The following is a 17,903-nucleotide window of genomic DNA, read 5'->3' as shown; positions in this document are numbered from 1 at the left end:
ATCATTGCAACTTCCCATGAAAACTTGTTTTTTTCGTTAGAACAAATTTGCCTTGCATTAACACTACTGTATATTACACGAATGTTATATTTAGGTTAATATGCAACAGAGGATATGATATTACATCGTTTAATTGCGTATGTGCATCCCAAGGGCAGGCCATATAATCCAAATCGCCGCCGCTAAAATAACAAACAAAATGACGCTCAAAAGTATGCCTTTCGTAAAAAACTCCCTCGCGGTAAACTGCTTCGATTCAAAGGCGATTGCGTTGGACGCGGAGCTTTTGATAAGCAAAAATGGCATCGCCGACGCCACGGATATGCTGAAAAAAACAACCTCAGGCGTAACACCGGCATATCTGGACATAACCAGCCCAACCGGCAGCACAAGCACAACGGCCACCGCGTTTGTTAACACGTTGGAAATAATGAACACAACAACGGCAAGCAGGATGACAAAGGCAAACCAATGAAGATTCGCAAAAATCCCGACACACCGCACACCAAGCCACGCCGACGCCCCCGTATCCCAAAGGCAATACCCTATGCTCATCGCCCCGCCAAAAAACAACACAATGTTCCACGGCACATCCTCCAGATGCTTAACCTCCATCAGCTTAAATATATAGATCATCGCCGTGGAAATCAGTATCAGGGCCGCCTTGTCCGACGTCTTCAGAGTGGGAAGATATGAGGAGATTATCAAAAGTGAAACGACGGCCGTTACAATAATTATAGTCAGCGTTTCTTTCTGTGAGAGCGGGCCAAGCTCGGCATACATCTCCTTAAATCTATTGCTCAATCCACTTAGTGATTTCCTGTTCGGCCTGAAAAAAACCACCGCAAACACCCAAATAACAACTATCGCTATCCACCCAATCAAAGACATGTATTTCGAATAACCGGCAAAGGAGATGTCCCTTCCTGCGACCGCTTTGAAAATGGCGATAGATAAAATCGCCCGCGGGGCGCTGAACAAGGTGAACATACTTCCCGCCCCTGCCGAAAACGCCATGCCCATAAACAGCCCCTTGCCAAACCTTGTTGGGACATCCTCACGCCTGTAAAGAGAATAAATCGCCCATATCAGTGGAAATATAGCCGCCGCAGACGACGTATTTGACATAAAGTGAGACAAAAAGGCCATCAGAAAGAATGTCCCCCCGTAAATCACTATCGTATTCTCGCCAATAATGGACAGGATTTTATAGGCAATCCTCCTTGTCAGCCCCGTTCCGGCAAAGACCATCCCCATGACTATCGCGGCAAAGATGAACACCACGGCAGGGTCCATGTAATCAGAGAAAACCCTTTTGGCGTCCCTTATGTGCAAAAGCGCCTGAGCTGACCCCATGATAAGCCCCGTAACACCGGCGGGCATCACCTCAAAAAACCACCATATCACGCCCATCAATAACACGGCCAACGCCCCCTTGCCCTCTCTGGTCAGGGGAAATCGCACCCCCGACGGGTCAACGGCGTCAGGCAGCCCCGGCATATAGTAAACCGCAAGAAACACCCCCATGCCTAAAACGAGATAAGACACCCTTTTCCAATCTATCCTCGCCTTCGGCCTCGAAACCTCCAAAGTCTGTGAGACCTTGGAAGAATCAGAAGGGGCGTTTAATATCTTCTGAGCCATTATCTTAAATCTCCCTTACGCTACGGGGCTTGACAATTCGTTAAAAATATCAAGCAGTGTTACTATCCCTACAAGCTTCCTCTTATCTTCCAGCACGGGCAGCAAAAACAGGTCGTTTGTAAGCATCACATAAACGGCCTTTGCCAGATGGTCATCCGTACCGGCGAAATGCTCTATGGGATAGAGGATATCGCTTACCTGTTTTTGTAACAGTTCCTTGTTGGACATGTCAAACATCGTGTCCCAAACAAGGGACAGGGCCATGTCGCCTTCCTGCGCGCTGTGTTCATGTTGTGATGAGGTCCTCAGGTATACCGGCTCTAAACCTCTGAGTATATCTTTTATCCCCAACGTGCCAACGAGATGGTATTTTTCCTCGAATACCAGCACGACAATCTGGTGAGGGGCCTTCTCAAGCCCCGCACTTTTTATTATCCCTATGGCCTGTCTGATTGTAAACCAATATGGGATGTGTGGAAATTCAAAAATATCTTTCATGAGGTCTTTTACCCTCTTATCCGCCGGCATTATTTGAGCCTCCCAATGATTTTTTATTGCCACAAGCGACCATAAATGTTATCATACACCATAGTATAAATAAAACGGTGGGATTCTTTCAAAGAAACGTGGGATTTTTTAAAAAAATATTAGGCACATTTTCTGGCGGCTCCGCAAAGTCGGCAATGGATGACTATGCCGCCCAAAAGGAGATGTTTGCCCGCAAATACACCTCTTTTCAGTCGCTGCTTAGTGCCAACAACTCCATTCTTGAGATAATGGCCGATATGGAAGATAAACTCTCAGGCGAATACCTGATTGACAGACTCTACATCGTCCAAAACGCCGCGGCTATTACCGGCAATGTAAAAGACCTCATTGATAGATTAAACGAGATTGCAGAGGGCAGATACGCCGAACTTTACGAAAGATACCAACATATAAGCGCAGGGCTTGATGAGGCGTTCAGCAGAAGGAGGCCGGTTGCCGGTGGAAGTCTTACCGTTGCCTATGACGACATAGACAAGTCAATGACCGACCTCGTAGGGGGTAAAAACGCCAACCTCGGCGAGATGAAAAATGCCGTCTCTGTCCCTATTCCCAAGGGCTTTGCCATAACCTCAGCCGCATACATACGGTTCATGCAACATAACGGTTTTCTGGACAAAATTAATCAGACACTCAGCGCCCTGACTGTCAATAACCTTGAGGCGCTGAGGACGGCAAGCAGAGAGATAAAAGAACAAATCCTTAATGCGCAACTCCCCGCCGATATGCACTCGGCCATCATGGACACATACGAAAAGGTCTTTGAAGGGCGCGACACGGTCGTATCAATCAGAAGCAGCGCTGTGGAAGAGGACGACGAGTTCAGCTTTGCCGGCCAGTATTCCACGTATCTGAACGTCAAAAAGGCGGATGTCCCGGCGAAGTACAAGGCCGTCATAGCAAGCCTGTTTTCAGACAACGCAATCTTCTATTATAAGACGAAGGGGTTTAGAGAAAGCGACATGGCCATGGCCGTAGGCGTAGTGGAAATGGTCAGGGCAAGGGCCGGGGGCGTTATGTATTCAAACGACCCCAACGACGCCTCCATCCACAATATCATAATAAACTCCGCATGGGGTCTTGGCTGCACCGTAGTTGACGGCACCGTCTCCCCTGAGACATACACCGTGGCCAAAACACCTGAACTCAAAATCATATCAAGGACAATCCCTGAGCAGTCAACCATGGCCGTTTGTAATGACACCGGCAGCACAGACGAGGTGCCGACGACAGATACGATGCGTGGAAAGGCGTCTGTTTCCGACGCGCAGATAATGGAGCTGTCCAAATACGCACTGACCCTTGAGAGACACTTTGGCGTAACACAGGACATGGAGTGGGCGGTTGACGAGGGTGGCGGGTTATTATTTCTGCAAACACGGCCGCTGCATATCTATACGCATGAAACCGCCCCCGATGTACCGACCGACATAAAGGGGCATCAACGGCTCATCGGCAAGGGTGTCGTTACCTGTAAGGGCATAGGACATGGCAAGGCATTTATCATAAGAAGAGAGGATGACTTATTGGATTTCCCCCAAGGGGGAGTTCTCATATCCCGAACAACCTCGCCGCGTTACGTGACTGTGATGAACAAGGCAGCGGCGATAGTTACAAACCTTGGCGGGACAACCGGGCACATGGCCTCTCTGGTGAGGGAATATCAGGTGCCGACACTACTGGATACGGAAATTGCCACTGAGGCAATAAGGCACGGGCAGGAGATAACCGTTGATGCGGTAAACGGCTATGTCTATGACGGCTATGTAACTGAGCTTATAGATAATTATGAAAACAGGCCAAACCCGTTTCGGGAAACGCTTCTGTTTCGTATATTGTCACAGGTACTGAAATGTATAGTGCCTCTGAACCTCACAGACCCGGACTCTGAGCAGTTCTGCCCCGCAAACTGCGCCACTTATCACGACATAACCCGGTTTGCCCACGAGAAGGCCATGCGGCACATGTTTCTTTTCACCGACGTTGCGGCAGTACAGCCGGGCTTCGGGGCTGTCAGGATGGTCACCGGCCTTCCCATTGATTTATATGTAATAGACCTGGGAGGCGGCATTGAGGGCACACCCAAAAGGCTAAACCCTGAGCATATACGCTCGATTCCGTTTATCGCGTTTTTCAGGGGACTTACCTCCATGAAATGGCCACAGGGCAGGCCGCTTGACGTAGGGGGGTTTATGGGCATGATAGCGCATTCGGCCACAATGAGCGAGGCGCAGATTGACGAGATGGCAAAATGCAGTTTCACATTTCTGTCAGACCACTATATGAATTTTTCGATAAGGCTTGGCTATCACCTGTCGTTAGTGGAGGCATATGTTAGTGACAATTTAAATGACAACTATATTAAATTCCACTTTAAGGGCGGCGGGGCACAGGAGGACAGGCGGCTAAGAAGGGTGAGGCTCATTTCGGAGATACTAAGAGAGATAGACTTTGATTCGATAGTCGTAAAGGGCGACGTAATTGACGCGCGCCTGTCAAAGTACAAGAGGCAGTCTATTGAGCAAAAGATGGAGATAATGGGCAAGCTGACAGTTTATACGAAACAGCTCGACATGGTCATGTACAACGACTCAGTGACTGACCAATATAAAGCCGAATTCATAAAAGACCATATCGCCGGATGCAACAAATGATAAACTCATCTGGAATTGGTGGATAGGAAGGCCGCGATGCTTACTTATTGAGACATCTGATTGAGACATCTGGCTTTATAAGGCACATGGCACCTATGCCCGCAAGGCCTCAATCATATCTTTGGGTATCCTCTTAGGTTTCATTTCAGTCCCCACGATTGCCAGACTTGTCTTCGCGGTTGATATTTTTGTCTCTGGATTATTCAGGTATATTTTATGCGAGAAGGTTATTGAGGCCACCGTTATTTCCTCTATTTCGGTATGGATAGTTATAATGTCGGCGTATCTGGCCGGTTTGTGATACCTTATATCAACGCCCACCACGACGAAGAACGTCCCCTCGTTCATCAAATCGAGGATTCTTATGCCGCGCCGCTCAAGGAAATCCGTCCTCGCCCTCTCCAGAAACCCCATATACTTGCCGTAGTAAACCACGCCGCCGCAGTCTGTATCCTCGTAGTATATCCTTATGTCTATTGTGTCGGCCATTCGTTTATTATGTCTACGGCAGTTTCTCTCCCGTAATTATGCGTATTACATCGTTATACATCGCAAAGGCCATCAGCATCAGCAAGAGCGCAAGGCCTATTTTTTGCGCTATGGCAATGGCCTGTTCACTCAGTGGCCTCTTTCTTACCGCCTCAATCGCCAGATAGACCATGTGCCCGCCATCCAGTATCGGTATTGGAAACAGGTTGAACACGCCGAGGTTTATGCTGATTACGGCCATGAACATTATAAAGCTCAGAAAGCCGCCCGATGACTGCTTTGCCGCCATTTGAAATATCATAATAGGGCCGCCTATCGTGTTTGCCGGTATGACGTGCTGGAAGAGTTTTACAATGGAAAGCAGCAGCAGCACGATTACCTCCCATGTCTTTTTAAATCCCATGGCGATGGATTCAAAAACGCCGTAGGTGACTTTGTTGGCGTCTCCGCTTGGAGATATTCCAATCAGCCCCATGCGCACCTCCTCGCCGAACAGGTTTTTTGACGCCTTGTTCTCCGGCGTTATGGTCAGCTCACGGCTTGTGCCGTCTGCCCCCTTGATTGTAAAATTGAGCGCCTTGCCGGGGCTGTCGTGAATTATCTCTGTCATCTCGTCCCAGTATTGGACCTTAGTGCCGCCTATCTGCGTTATCATGTCGCCGGATTTTAGTCCCGCCGCCGCCGCAGGGGAGAGCTTCGCGGCCTCGCCAATTACCGAAAGATACCTCGGCACGCCCGTAAGAAATATGACGCTAAACAACAAGACGGCAAAAAATATGTTAAACAGAGACCCGGCACAGACCACAATAGCACGCTTGTAAACCGGCTGGGCAAAGAATGCCCTGTCCTTTTCCTCTATCTCCAGCGCGTCATCGGCGCCCGGCATCTCCTCCCCGTGCATCTTCACATAGCCGCCCACTAAAAAGGCAGACAGCACATACTCTGTGTCTCCGTATTTCCTGCCTATTAGTTTTGGCCCCATCCCCAGAGAAAACTTCGTCACCTTTATACCCACCGCCTTGGCAAGGATAAAGTGCCCAACTTCATGCACAAATATCAATATCCCCAAAAGCAGTACCGCATACACTATTGTCATATTTAATTACCCCCGCCGCAATTTGCCTTCGCAATTTCATTTGCCGTGCGCCTTGCCCATTGATCGGCCTCAAAGACCGCGTCAAGCCGCGCCACGGTTACATTGTGTCTCATCATTACCTCTTCTATAATAACAGGTATTTGCGTAAAATTAATAACGCCTTTTAAAAACAACCAGACCAGCTCCTCGTTTGCCGCGTTGACCGCGGCCGGCATTGTGCCGCCTGCCTTCAGTGCCTCATATGCAAGGGCCAGGCATGGGAAGGCCTCAGTGTCCGGTGTGTGAAACGTCAGGGCGGAGATTTCCTCAAGCCGCAGCCTCTCTATCACGCCCTCCATCCTGTCTGGATAGGACATGGCGTAGGCAATCGGCCCTTTCATATCCGGCACTGACAACTGTGCCAGCAGGCTGCCGTCAATCAGCTCCACAAGTGAGTGTACTATGCTCTGGGGATGAATGAGCACGTCTATGGAGCCGGGCGCTATATCGAATAAATGATGCGCCTCTATCACCTCAAGCCCCTTGTTCATCAGCGTGGCGCTGTCAATGGTTATCTTGTTTCCCATGCTCCAGTTGGGGTGCCTTAATGCGTCGGACGCTGTGACGGTCGCCATGGCGTCCTTGCTTCTGCCGAAAAACGGCCCTCCTGAGGCCGTAAGTATTAGTCTGCTTATGTGGGCCTTAGGGCGGCCATCAAGGCACTGAAATATGGCGCTGTGTTCGCTGTCCACTGGCAGCACTTTAACGTTACGCCTTTTGGCCTCTTCCATTACCGCGGAACCGGCCATTACAAGGGTTTCCTTATTGGCCAGCCCTATGTCCTTGCCAACCTTGATAGCGGCAAGGGTCGGCCTAAGGCCGGAGGCCCCCACTATTGCTGATATAACAAAGTCCGCCTTTTCGTATGCCGCCGCCTCGCAAACGCCCTCCTGTGAGCTGAGGACATTGAGCTTCTGGCCGTCAATGCCGGTAACGCCGGAGTCTTTGGCCCATTGCCTGAGTTGCGCGGCACTCGTTTCGTCCCCCACACCCACTATCTCTGGCCTGAAGGCAAGGATTTGCCGCTTTAGCAGTTCGACACTCTTATTGGCGGCAAGGGAGACTACCCTGAACCTGCCGCCTGAATTTGCAATGGCCTCAAGCGCACTACGCCCTATCGAGCCAGTGCTTCCCAACAGTGTAATATATTTTATGCCGCTATTCATTAATGTACATTAACAAGCAGTATCAGATAATACAGCACAGGGGCGGCGATAAGCATACCGTCAACCTTGTCCAGTATCCCGCCGTGCCCCGGGAGGAAACTCCCTGAGTCCTTAATATTTCTTTCCCTTTTGAACATTGACTCAATCAGGTCGCCTATGATGCCCAAAACCCCCATCACTATTCCCGCAACTATGGTTGTCAGATAACTAATCTGGAATTTGAAGCCGATTTTTAATATTACCGCCGAGGCAGCGCCCCCTATGAGCGCGGCCACAGCCCCCTCGATAGTCTTATTTGGGCTGATACGCTCATAGAGCTTCCTGCGCCCTACCGCCTTGCCGACGTATAAGGCGGCGCTGTCCGCGCCCCAGATAACAAACATCAGGAACAGGACAACCTCAGGGGCAACCGCCCTGAGTTTTATAAAATAACTCAAAGACACCGGAATGTAAAACAAGCCGGTCAGAAACGGGGCTATATCAAACAGGGCGTTGTCCGGCCCCTTGTGGCCAAACAGCCGAATAGTCGCACATCCCATGAACATAGCGGCAAACACATAGGCCGGTATCTCGTTATATTCATATGTCATATACAGGGGAATTAATCCAACCACAGAAAACACATGCCGGGGGAGTTCTTTTATGCCGTACATAGAGAGGAATTCCTCCATGCAGATAAACGCCGCAAAAAACATCAGCACCAGGAAATAGTAATCCGGCAGGTACATAATATAGGCGTACAAAAGCGGCAATAGTATTGCGGCAACAATGAGTCTTTTTAAGAGCATCTGCCTATGTTTCAGCCTTATCGGGAATCATACCAAAGCGCCGCTGACGGAGCTTGTAGTCTTCAATGGCATACATGAATTCCTCTTTTGTAAAATCTGGCCACAGCGTATCGGTGAAAAACAACTCTGCATACGCCGCCTGCCAGACCAGAAAATTGCTTATCCTCTTTTCGCCGCCTGTTCTTATAATCAGGTCTACTGGCGCAACACCTCCCGTGTCAAGGTTCTCCTCAAATGACTCTTCATTTACCTCGTCCATATCGCCGCCCTTTTCGATAAACTTCTTCACCGCCCTGACTATCTCATCCCTGCCACCGTAGCTGATGGCCATCATCAGGTTCATGCCCTTGTTGCCACCTGTGATACGCTGCGCCTCTTCCACCAGATATTGTATGTTGTCGGGGAGTTTTTCCTTATTGCCGATAACCTTAAAGACCAATCCCTTGTTCAGCAGGTCTTCTATCTCGGTTTTAAGATAAAAATCAAGCAGGTCCATCAACGTTATAACCTCATCGTGCGGCCTCTTCCAGTTTTCTATGGAAAAGGCATAGAGGGTGAGGGTCTTAATACCTATGTCGGCGGCGGCCTCAATTATCTCTTTTGTCCTGCCAGCGCCTTTGCGGTGGCCTTCCACGCGCGGCATACCACGCTGGTTTGCCCATCTGCCGTTACCATCCATGATTATACCCACATGTTTTGGTATGGTATGGTCTGTCAATTACACCTCCGCCTCTATAGCAATTTATATACAAACAGGTTCGTAGTAAGGGGATTTTCTCCCTTAAGCATACCAGACAGATTGAGTCCCAGTATTGGCCTCGCCAGCACATATATCCTGTCCTTGTATATCGTATAGTCTATTATATTTCCCGATATCGCGCCAACAAGGGCGTTCTCCTCGACAGAGATACCGTTAAATCCATAGCTCATTATATATGATTTCTTATAACCCAATGACACAGAGGTCAGGGCAAGCGGCACCCTCCTGATAGCAACGCCTTTATTGTGAAACAAATACATCTTATCGCTTATATGCCATTTGCTTCCTTCTGTTATGATAGTAGGGCCGGGTATCGTGTACTCCCTTGAAAAGCCGCCCATATTGCCCTTACTCCGCCAGATACTTGTCCCCGCTGAGTCCTTCACAGTGAGATGGTTAAAGACATCGTAATATAACATCACAGGTTCTGATTTCTTATTAACATCCCCCGCGGCGGCCTCAAGGTTCACAAAATCATACAGATTAATGCCGCGCGGCAGCTTTATCTTTCCCTCTTCCTTAAAAGAAGAGCCGTCCCAGACTATGTATTGCACATCGCCGCTTTGTCCTTCACTGGCCGTGTAGCGCTGAAACAGGAGTTTATTGTTATATACCCTTAAAAAGCCGTGGGCCTTCCACAACTCCCTGAGCTGGCCGCCCTCAACGCCATAGATAAACGCCCTTGCGCCGTCATAGGCCATTGAGGTTACGATTATCTCGTCTTTGCCGTCTTTGTTTATATCAATAACATCCACATATACGTTATCGCTCATCCTGTCGCCCTTGAGTTCCATTATCTTGTTCATATCAACGCCGGGCTTGTAAACGGCCAGGTCAGAGCCGCTGCTGAAGATAAGCTCAACCCCGCTGCCACCGTCAAGGTTGCCTATTGTCATAAGGTCGTACGCGATGGGCATGTGATACGTAAGGACAGGGTCGTTCAACACGGACAGAAATATGTCGGCGGAGGCAAGTATTTCCTGGAGATAGGTCTCAGAGATCGCGGCGGTATCCGAAAAAACCTCCTTACGGTCAGAGACCCAGAAGATGCGTTGCTTTAAATAGCTGTCCTCATCCGCAATCGCGTCTTTCTTTGAACCTTCAACCAGGATGAGCACATCGGCACCCAGCTTTTTTGCTTCCTCAAACAGCGCGTCGGTGTTTTCGGCGGCAATGGCCGTATCAATAAGCTCGAAGCGCCCGCTCTGTTTGAGCAGCCTGTAGTAGACATCGCCAAGGAACCAGTTGACGGACTTGTCCTGATAGAACAGAGCCTTGACCTTTGACTTTGACAGACGCGCGATGTCGCCTTTATGCGGTGTGCCTTTTATGAGGTGTGCTTCCACGGTGCCGTTGGACTTCACGCCAGTTATCTCAACTGAGCCGATGTGGCTCTCGAAATGCCCAAGCGGCTCGTTTGTGACAGGGTGATAGAAGACAGCGCCCTCGCTAAAGACATCGAATCTTGTGCCTTTTACGGCCTTCTCTGAGGACTCCCCCGCGAGGGTAACGCTATCCCCTTTAACAGTTTCGATTTTAAGCGCCAATGGTTGAAAAAAATTGACGGTCTTGTCGGCAAGCGGCCTCAGTGGCTCATCCGCCCCACATACGCCGCTAACAAACGGCAAAATGAACAATAACTGGCACAAGACAACACATATAGCGTACGGCAACGTTTTTTTCGTCATAATAGTCCCACCCTCATCATAATAGTCCCACCCTCATAGTTTTAGTCAGCTTCTATTATAGCAGTATCCCGACACACAATTGTATCATAAATTATCCACTAAATACTGTCTATATTCTATGGGTGTGTGTTAAAATCCATCGTGAGCGAAAGAAACGGCAAAATAGTCTCAGTAAACACGAGCAAAGAAAAGGGCGAGAGAAAGTCGCCCGTTAAAACGGCCGTGCTGATAACGAACTTTGGCATAGAGGGCGACGCCCACGCCAGTGGGCAATGGCACAGGCAGGTCAGTCTGCTTGCCATTGAAAGCATAAAAAAAATGCAGGCGGTTGGCCTTGACGTGGATTGCGGCGATTTCGCTGAGAACATTACAACCGAGGGCATGCCGCTTCCCACACTGCCCATCGGTACCAGGATGTCTATCGGAGAGACCGTCAGGGTCGAGGTAACCCAAATCGGCAAGGAGTGCCACAACAGATGCGCGATTTACTATCAGGCAGGGGATTGCGTTATGCCCTCTGAGGGGATTTTCGTGCGAGTCATTGAAGGTGGCGTTATCATGCCGGGAGATAAAATAGTAGTCCACGGCTGTACTGGCGATTAGTGGCATTAGATGGCAGGCGTGATTACTATTGTGCAGCCCACAGGCTCATGTCCCGTTATATTTCGACGATGGCTTTAAATAAATAATGCCGTTTTTACTATACGATTTGAAACTCTCCGGCGAGAGGAACAAGGCCTTTTCCACTTCGGCCATAGCGTCCTCAATCCTTCCCGCGGCTATGTATGCCTTGCTTAAAATATACCGGCATCTCCATTTATCAGGGCTCTTTTTTACCGTGTCTTCCCACAAAGTCACGTCACTTTTCCATACCTCATTTCTTTGAACCGTTGCAATACATAAAAATATAATCAGGATTGCAAACACAACCTCTTTCCTTTTCTTTGAAAAAAAGATACTTATTCGTTTATTTATCGGGAATGCCTCTAATATTGAAAATATGGCTATAAAAAAGCCTATGGACGGCAGATACAGCCTGTGTTCAAATATTGTATCATCTAAGGGCACTAAGCCAGATTCCACTGAAAGGGTAATGAAATACCAAAGCGTTCCGAAGCTGAACAGCCGTAGGTAATATCTTGCCGTTCCCTCGATTTTTTGTGAAAGATAAATGAAATAAAACGCAATCGTAATTAAAGACGCAACAGTGGCAAAACCAGCTAACACCTTAATTTGAAAAAAACTTGTATAAATTGGATAGTCGTAATCAAGGTTCAGATTTGTTGGAATAAATAACAGTTTAAAGTAAGTCAGCATAACGGGAAACTGGGTAATAACGTAATTATAATGAGACATCTTTATAGTCTTTGCAGTGCTATACGAATATAAAAGACGCGATATATCTCCATTGACAAGAGTCATGGGAATTAATAAGACCAATAAAATAATTGGTAATAGAATGAATAATCTTTTTTTAGATTTCCCGGTAATAAATAAAAACTCGAACATGGCTATTGTTATTGGTATAGTAAAGGCTATTTCCTTCGTTTTCATCGCAAGAATTGATGAGACAAAGCAGGCAATAAAACAGAAAACACATCTGCCCGTTGAATTCGTCCTTAATTTTATGTAATAAATTATGGCAACCAAATAAAAAGTTGTCGAAAGGGACTCAAATCTCTGGACTATATACGTTACTGCCTGGGTTTGAATGGGATGGACTACGAAAAATGCGGAGGCGAAAAATGCTAATGTATCTATGGATTTATGTTCAGTAAAATCCGAAAAAAATGGGGTTTTTGTTATCAAATGAATCATTCTGTACAACAGCAACGCGTTACTAATATGTATAAAAATATTAACAACGTGATAACTCATGACATGAAGCCCACTAACCCAATAATTAAGAGCAAAAGTAAAATACCCAACGTATCTTGACCTAAAACCGTACTCTCCATGTGAGATCATATGTAAATTAAAATAGTAATGAAGATCCCTTACGTATTTGTTTTCTACAATACTACTAAACCCATCGAACGTAAAAGGGGCACCTAAAGTATTGTGATACGAAATAATACCAAGCACACATATGATAATAACGTGGGTTAATTCAGTTATATTCATATGTTTATTTGAGTCTGTCATTTTTCACCTCATCGCCACTCCCCGATTATAGCAGAATCGAGAGGCACAAGTGTATCATAAACCGTCCACTAAATACTGTTCATATTTTGTGGGGATGTGTTAAAATGCGGAGTGAGCGAAAGGAACGGCAACATAGACAGGGCATCCCGCTTCCAACGCTGCCCGCGGGCACACGGATGTCTTACTCTATGGCAGTAACCGCGGCGGTATTGACAATCAGCGACAAGGGCGCTGTCGGGCAGCGCGTGGACGAGGGCGGCCCTGCCGTGTGCGAATTATTAAGGGGTATTGGGGCTGAAATCCTCTTCACTGAGATAATCCCTGATGAGAAGGAGCAAATAAAGGCGCGGCTTATTGCGATGTCTGAAAAGGTTGACCTTGTGATAACAACGGGCGGGACGGGGCTTTCTCCCCGCGACGTAACACCCGATGCCACGCTTGAGGTGATAGAAAGGGAAGTGCCGGGCATAGGGGAGACGATGCGTGCCGAAGGCCTTAAGGCAACACGCCGGTCTATGCTCTCACGGGCAACGGCTGGCACACGGGGCAGCGCGTTGATAGTAAACCTGCCGGGAAGCGTAAAGGCAGTGAGGGAAGGACTGGCCGCAATACTTGATATCCTGCCCCATGCGATAGAGAAAATCAAGGGCCTGACATCGGACTGCGCCCGGTAGAAAACAGGTTCTGTGAATGTCTTTCTTATGGGGGCTAAGAAGCGTCATCCGGTTTCGAATGGTTTGCCCTGACAACAGGAATAAGGAGGCTGCAAATGAGCATATTTGAGATAATGATGCTGTTATGTTTTGGTTGCGCTTGGCCTTTTTCGATATATAAATCATACAAATCAGGGAAAAATGAAGGGAAAAGTATCCAGTTTTTGTTTGTCATTTTCATTGGATACCTATCAGGATTTATCCATAAGTTCCTGTATTGCTTTGACTATGTCAGCTATTTATACGTTATGAATGGTTTAATGGTATTGATTGATATTTTATTATATTTCAGAAATACACGCCAACAAAAGTTGGCCAGCGGGAAGTTTGATTGTGTATAACACATTGTCTTAGTAAGATTGCAGGGTAAACGCAAAGAATTAAAGATGAAGGGGGATGACCTCATTAGGGGGGCTGCCGGTGTATATGGATTTTGCGGTTTCATGTGACGTTAGGGTTGTTAAAAATTCTTTTATTAAGAGGCTTTAAGGGGAATAAACCCTAAACCCCTCGTAAACAATCCCCCAAAAACATAAAATGGATGCCACCTTTGATTTTGAAGGTGGATTCGGGGCGTTGACTTAACCAGCCCCTGTTGTGTAGGATAAGGCAGGTGTGGAGATAGCACGGCCTATAAGTGTGTTTGCCATGCGCGTGTCATGGTGGCAAAGGAGGTCTGTCAGGTGTCGGAACAGCTTAACGCAAGCGTATTGATAGTAGATGACGAGGAACAATTCCTTGAAATGCTCTCAAAGAGGCTTCAGGCAAGGGGGCTGCGAATAGACAGCACGACTCAGGGCGCGGACGCCCTGAAAAAGATCAGCGAAAAGGACTTCGACGCCATAGTGCTCGACCTGACGATGCCGGGCATGGACGGCATCGAGGTGCTTCATAGGATAAAGCAGGACAATCCCGACCTTCAGGTGATTATCCTTACAGGGCACGCAACACTGGAAAAGGGCGTGGAGGCCATGAAGGGAGGTGCGGTGGATTTTATGGAAAAACCCGTGGATATGAACATCCTTCTCGAAAAAATAGGTGGCGCTAAACACAAAAAAGCGGTAATCGTAGATGAAAATCTCAAAAAGAAGATACAAGGCATAATAGAGACGCGGGGCTGGTAACTGGTGCCGCCACACTAATTGCCTATGTAGTTAACCCCTTCAAGTAAAAACAGAGAACCCTCTATCGGAGTTAACTTAATGGGAGTTTACGGGTATTATAATATCTATCCCGCTGCCGTTAATCGTCACCGCGCGTACCGGCTTGAAATAGTCCGACTGTTCCGTGAAGTCAACGGGGGCGTCTAACCCTTCTGGGGTGATTCTGATTATCGTCGAATTATTTGAACTGAATGTCTTAACAAGAATATATGTATTTTCCCGCATCACAGTTACAAGCTCTTGCATGGCCATAAAGACAAGCAGTTGGAGGTTTGATGGATTGCCGGTTATTGGCGGCAGACCAGAGGAGTAATCGGCCTTGAACGTTATCCGCTTTTGGGCTATAAGCCTGTTTAACAGGACAAGAACCTCTCCGACACAGTCGTTGACATTAAACGAGGCCGTTGGGCTGTCCATCCTGTGGCCAAAGGCGTTGAGATATTTTGCCATCTCAGAGGATCTTTTTATCTGCGCGTCAATGGACTTTATTATATCGAGCATCTGCCTGGCCTGTGGCAACTCTTTTATCTCTTCGGAGAATTGCAGCATGTCACCGAGAAGGCCGGCTGATTCGTTGATGATTGCGAGGTGGTTTTTCTGTTCATGGGTATAGAGGGAGATTACCTTGCCTATAAACGCCAGATGCCGTTGAATACCTGTTTCCCGTGCCATCATAGTGCTCCTTGTTTTTTTAAAACGGCCTTGTTGATTTTCTCGATTAATTCCTTTATCTCAATGGGCTTAACTAAGGCGGTTTGTTTTATCTCCGCGGCGGGAAGGGCATGGCCTGAGACTATGATAATTTCAACTTCCGGGGCGACCGACTTTATGGCCTTTATCATGTCTTTGGCCTCCATGCCCGGCATACATAGGTCAAGGAGAATAACGTCCGGGTGATTAATCTCAACTGCCGCCAGCGCTTCTTTTGCCTCATACACCGCGGCGGCCTCGAAATTGCGCAGATTGAGGCGCTCGGCAAGCGCCGAGGCATAGTCCTCTTCGTCGTCAATTATAAGCAGCTTAGTCTGCGGCATTACTTCCCTCCTCATTGGAATGTAGGGGCAGTTCGATTACAAAAGTCGTCCCTTTTTCTGTTTCACTGTTGACGCGAATGCTGCCGCCGAGTTTTTTAATAATCCCGTATGATATGAAAAGGCCAAGTCCCGTGCCCTTGTCCTTTTCTTTCGTAGTGTAAAAGGGTTCAAATATATGCTTTATGTGGGCCTTTGGAATGCCTTTGCCGTTGTCGCTGATATAGACGGCAACAGTCTGGGCGTCTTTTTGCTCTGAGGACAGCTCTATGACTCCCTCCCTTGCCACGGCATCAACGGCGTTATTTATTATATTTAAGAAAACCTGCTGAACCTGGCCCTTGTCTGTCTTTATCTGAGGTAGGTCAGAGGCAAGATTGCGCACCAATTTAATATCTCTGAAGAGGATTTCTTTATCCAGAAAGCTAAGCACCTCTAAGATGGTCTCATTAAGGTCTATAAGTTCATAAGTCGCATCCATGCGGCGGGCAAATCCCAGCAGCCTGTGTGTTATAGTGCGGCAGCGATTTACCGCGTCAACTATCCCGTTTGTCAGGCTGATGAACTTTTCCCTGGTTTTCATATCGTCTATCATGGCGGCAAAATCATGGGATTTGCCCTCTTCTGACATCTCAAGGATATCCTTTATCAGTCCGGCGCGCTGCCCGATTATTGATAGTGGATTGTTTATCTCATGGGCAACTCCGGCGGCAAGGCGCCCTATGGAGGCCAGCTTTCCGGAGTGCTCTATCTCGGACAGCGCCTCCTGACTCTTCTCGTCTGCCTCTCTTATCCAGTTTACCATTGAGTGCGCCATTTTAAGGGTTATTACGATAATAACCAGGATGCTTACAATAAATATCGTAATCAGTTGATTGAGAAAAGATTTAGCGGCGGATGTCTCCGCCTTTGACCGTATGATAGCGGCCAGTATCCACGGTGAGTCCTTTATGTAAGTGTAGGCATAGATGAACGGCGTACCGTCAGGCAGTTCCTGTTCAGAGACATTAATGCCATGCTGAAGGTATGGCATTTTTATATCAGAGATTTTCAGGACGTCACCATGAAACCTTGAAGGTGTCTGCAAAACGCCCTTGGGTGTGATAATAAAGGCGTCGTCGTTGACCTTGAGATTGATGGTGGAGATTAACCACTGGAGGGTTTTGATTTCTACGGTGGCGCGTAGTATCCAAAACCCGTTGGTCTCTGGTATAGTGGTCTTTACGGCAACAGCGAAATGCGGAGTTCCCCTGTAGCCCATGAACACCTCGCTTACACATACGTCCTGCACCTCTACCTGTTTGAACCAGTCCTGGTCAGAATAGTTCTTGTCCTTCAGATTATATGGGCCGGCGTAGGAGCGCATTATCCCCATGGAGTCTATGACCCCCAAATCAACGGCGTCGCCGAAGTCTTTTTTGAAATCACTGAACAGATAATAAAGCACCTTTTGGTCCAGGAGCTGCTCGAATTGATACCCGGAGGCAAGAAAACGCAGTGCGGAGATCTTCAGATTGATAAAAAACTCAATTGAGTTCTTTGTGGTTTCCATTTGCCATCTTGTCTGATTCTGCGTCTCTTCGTTTAAGAATCTCTGGAGCCAAAAATGGCTCACGAAAAACACGATCAAAAGAAACACAATGGAGATAGTCACAAGAAGGATGACAATCGTTACCTTCAGACGCACGTACCGTGATGGCCCGGTTATTGACGATGGGGTGAGAAAGGTGAGCAGCCTGCCCGATTCGACATCCCTTGTGTGTTTCATGCGCTTGCCACACTCCGTTGAGGCCTCAGTGAGCCTCTCTTATCAAACTTATCCACCACTGCGACCCCTGTCCTCACTGTAAATCTGTGCGGACAGATACCATAAACCCGACGCTATTGTAAAATAATTCGGCTTTAAATAACAAATTTTTACTTTGGCCTTGTCGTACCAAAGTAGAAATGTCCTATTCTTACCAAAATAGAAATGTCCTAT

General features: G+C 47.6%; 16 protein-coding genes. 4 read left to right on the top strand and 12 right to left on the bottom strand.

All coding sequences use genetic code 11. From position 1 onward, the window contains the following. Positions 1-129 precede the first annotated feature (129 nt). Positions 130-1,644 carry an SLC13 family permease gene (locus tag AB7D94_RS10955; protein ID WP_420265917.1) on the bottom strand — a complete coding sequence of 505 codons (1,515 nt, stop codon included), beginning with the start codon at positions 1,642-1,644 and terminating at the stop codon, positions 130-132. Positions 1,645-1,659: 15 nt separating this feature from the next. Next, positions 1,660-2,172: a CBS domain-containing protein gene (locus AB7D94_RS10950; RefSeq protein WP_420265916.1), complete on the bottom strand. Its 513-nt coding sequence runs from the start codon at positions 2,170-2,172 to the stop codon at positions 1,660-1,662. Between the two features lie 98 nt (positions 2,173-2,270). Here AB7D94_RS10950 and AB7D94_RS10945 point away from each other — a divergent pair, with 98 nt between their 5' ends. Beyond that, positions 2,271-4,844, top strand: a complete 2,574-nt coding sequence (locus AB7D94_RS10945; protein ID WP_420265915.1) for a PEP/pyruvate-binding domain-containing protein — start codon at positions 2,271-2,273, stop codon at positions 4,842-4,844. Between the two features lie 93 nt (positions 4,845-4,937). On the opposite strand, the gene AB7D94_RS10940 is transcribed toward AB7D94_RS10945, so the two are convergent. Genes AB7D94_RS10940 through AB7D94_RS10915 form a run of 6 tightly spaced genes read right to left on the bottom strand, consistent with a single transcriptional unit; the run spans position 4,938 to position 10,870 of the window. After that, entirely contained in the window at positions 4,938-5,333 is a 396-nt protein-coding gene (locus AB7D94_RS10940) for an acyl-CoA thioesterase (RefSeq protein ID WP_420265914.1), read from the bottom strand. A gap of 13 nt (positions 5,334-5,346) precedes the next feature. After that, positions 5,347-6,429 (bottom strand): RIP metalloprotease RseP, encoded by a 1,083-nt coding sequence (rseP, locus tag AB7D94_RS10935; RefSeq protein WP_420265913.1) that lies wholly within the window; start codon positions 6,427-6,429, stop codon positions 5,347-5,349. Positions 6,430-6,431: 2 nt separating this feature from the next. Continuing rightward, positions 6,432-7,634, bottom strand: coding sequence for a 1-deoxy-D-xylulose-5-phosphate reductoisomerase (locus tag AB7D94_RS10930; protein ID WP_420265912.1), 1,203 nt, complete (start codon positions 7,632-7,634; stop codon positions 6,432-6,434). Then, positions 7,634-8,422, bottom strand: a complete 789-nt coding sequence (locus AB7D94_RS10925) for a phosphatidate cytidylyltransferase (protein WP_420265911.1) — start codon at positions 8,420-8,422, stop codon at positions 7,634-7,636. The genes AB7D94_RS10930 and AB7D94_RS10925 overlap by 1 nt, the downstream gene beginning before the upstream one ends. A gap of 4 nt (positions 8,423-8,426) precedes the next feature. Then, positions 8,427-9,140 carry a polyprenyl diphosphate synthase gene (gene uppS, locus AB7D94_RS10920; RefSeq protein WP_420265910.1) on the bottom strand — a complete coding sequence of 238 codons (714 nt, stop codon included), beginning with the start codon at positions 9,138-9,140 and terminating at the stop codon, positions 8,427-8,429. A gap of 14 nt (positions 9,141-9,154) precedes the next feature. Continuing rightward, positions 9,155-10,870 (bottom strand): hypothetical protein, encoded by a 1,716-nt coding sequence (locus AB7D94_RS10915; protein ID WP_420265909.1) that lies wholly within the window; start codon positions 10,868-10,870, stop codon positions 9,155-9,157. Positions 10,871-10,996: 126 nt separating this feature from the next. Here AB7D94_RS10915 and AB7D94_RS10910 point away from each other — a divergent pair, with 126 nt between their 5' ends. Next, the gene (locus AB7D94_RS10910) at positions 10,997-11,473 is read left to right on the top strand and encodes an MOSC domain-containing protein (protein ID WP_420265908.1); all 477 of its coding nucleotides are present in this window, start codon (positions 10,997-10,999) and stop codon (positions 11,471-11,473) included. Between the two features lie 45 nt (positions 11,474-11,518). Here the strand turns inward: AB7D94_RS10910 and AB7D94_RS10905 are convergent, their stop codons facing one another. Then, positions 11,519-12,688 (bottom strand): tetratricopeptide repeat protein, encoded by a 1,170-nt coding sequence (locus AB7D94_RS10905; protein WP_420265907.1) that lies wholly within the window; start codon positions 12,686-12,688, stop codon positions 11,519-11,521. A 431-nt stretch (positions 12,689-13,119) separates the two neighbouring features. On the opposite strand from AB7D94_RS10905, the gene AB7D94_RS10900 reads away from it, so the two are divergent. Both AB7D94_RS10900 and AB7D94_RS10895 read left to right on the top strand, forming a co-directional pair. Continuing rightward, positions 13,120-13,689, top strand: a complete 570-nt coding sequence (locus AB7D94_RS10900; RefSeq protein ID WP_420265906.1) for a MogA/MoaB family molybdenum cofactor biosynthesis protein — start codon at positions 13,120-13,122, stop codon at positions 13,687-13,689. A gap of 722 nt (positions 13,690-14,411) precedes the next feature. Beyond that, positions 14,412-14,852, top strand: coding sequence for a response regulator (locus AB7D94_RS10895; RefSeq protein ID WP_420265905.1), 441 nt, complete (start codon positions 14,412-14,414; stop codon positions 14,850-14,852). 75 nt (positions 14,853-14,927) lie between these two features. On the opposite strand, the gene AB7D94_RS10890 is transcribed toward AB7D94_RS10895, so the two are convergent. Genes AB7D94_RS10890 through AB7D94_RS10880 form a run of 3 tightly spaced genes read right to left on the bottom strand, consistent with a single transcriptional unit; the run spans position 14,928 to position 17,690 of the window. After that, entirely contained in the window at positions 14,928-15,566 is a 639-nt protein-coding gene (locus tag AB7D94_RS10890; RefSeq protein ID WP_420265904.1) for a hypothetical protein, read from the bottom strand. Beyond that, positions 15,563-15,925, bottom strand: a complete 363-nt coding sequence (locus tag AB7D94_RS10885; RefSeq protein ID WP_420265903.1) for a response regulator — start codon at positions 15,923-15,925, stop codon at positions 15,563-15,565. The genes AB7D94_RS10890 and AB7D94_RS10885 overlap by 4 nt, the downstream gene beginning before the upstream one ends. Next, complete coding sequence (locus AB7D94_RS10880; protein WP_420265902.1) at positions 15,912-17,690, bottom strand: sensor histidine kinase; 1,779 nt, start codon at positions 17,688-17,690, stop codon at positions 15,912-15,914. Before AB7D94_RS10880 ends, AB7D94_RS10885 begins: the two co-directional genes overlap by 14 nt. Between the last annotated feature and the right edge of the window lie 213 nt (positions 17,691-17,903).

The organism is Candidatus Magnetominusculus dajiuhuensis (genome assembly GCF_046044395.1).
Classification (GTDB): domain Bacteria; phylum Nitrospirota; class Thermodesulfovibrionia; order Thermodesulfovibrionales; family Magnetobacteriaceae; genus Magnetominusculus; species Magnetominusculus dajiuhuensis.
This window is presented reverse-complemented; position numbering and strand designations above follow the sequence as displayed.

Coding starts and splice junctions, on each gene's coding strand:
- AB7D94_RS10925 (WP_420265911.1), bottom strand. CDS start 8,422: ATGCTCTTAAAAAGACTCATTGTTGCCGCAATACTATTGCCGCTTTTG.
- AB7D94_RS10930 (WP_420265912.1), bottom strand. CDS start 7,634: ATGAATAGCGGCATAAAATATATTACACTGTTGGGAAGCACTGGCTCG.
- AB7D94_RS10900 (WP_420265906.1), top strand. CDS start 13,120: ATGCGGAGTGAGCGAAAGGAACGGCAACATAGACAGGGCATCCCGCTT.
- AB7D94_RS10955 (WP_420265917.1), bottom strand. CDS start 1,644: ATGGCTCAGAAGATATTAAACGCCCCTTCTGATTCTTCCAAGGTCTCA.
- AB7D94_RS10940 (WP_420265914.1), bottom strand. CDS start 5,333: ATGGCCGACACAATAGACATAAGGATATACTACGAGGATACAGACTGC.
- AB7D94_RS10880 (WP_420265902.1), bottom strand. CDS start 17,690: ATGAAACACACAAGGGATGTCGAATCGGGCAGGCTGCTCACCTTTCTC.
- AB7D94_RS10950 (WP_420265916.1), bottom strand. CDS start 2,172: ATGCCGGCGGATAAGAGGGTAAAAGACCTCATGAAAGATATTTTTGAA.
- AB7D94_RS10885 (WP_420265903.1), bottom strand. CDS start 15,925: ATGCCGCAGACTAAGCTGCTTATAATTGACGACGAAGAGGACTATGCC.
- rseP (WP_420265913.1), bottom strand. CDS start 6,429: ATGACAATAGTGTATGCGGTACTGCTTTTGGGGATATTGATATTTGTG.
- AB7D94_RS10890 (WP_420265904.1), bottom strand. CDS start 15,566: ATGATGGCACGGGAAACAGGTATTCAACGGCATCTGGCGTTTATAGGC.
- AB7D94_RS10905 (WP_420265907.1), bottom strand. CDS start 12,688: ATGATTCATTTGATAACAAAAACCCCATTTTTTTCGGATTTTACTGAA.
- AB7D94_RS10915 (WP_420265909.1), bottom strand. CDS start 10,870: ATGACGAAAAAAACGTTGCCGTACGCTATATGTGTTGTCTTGTGCCAG.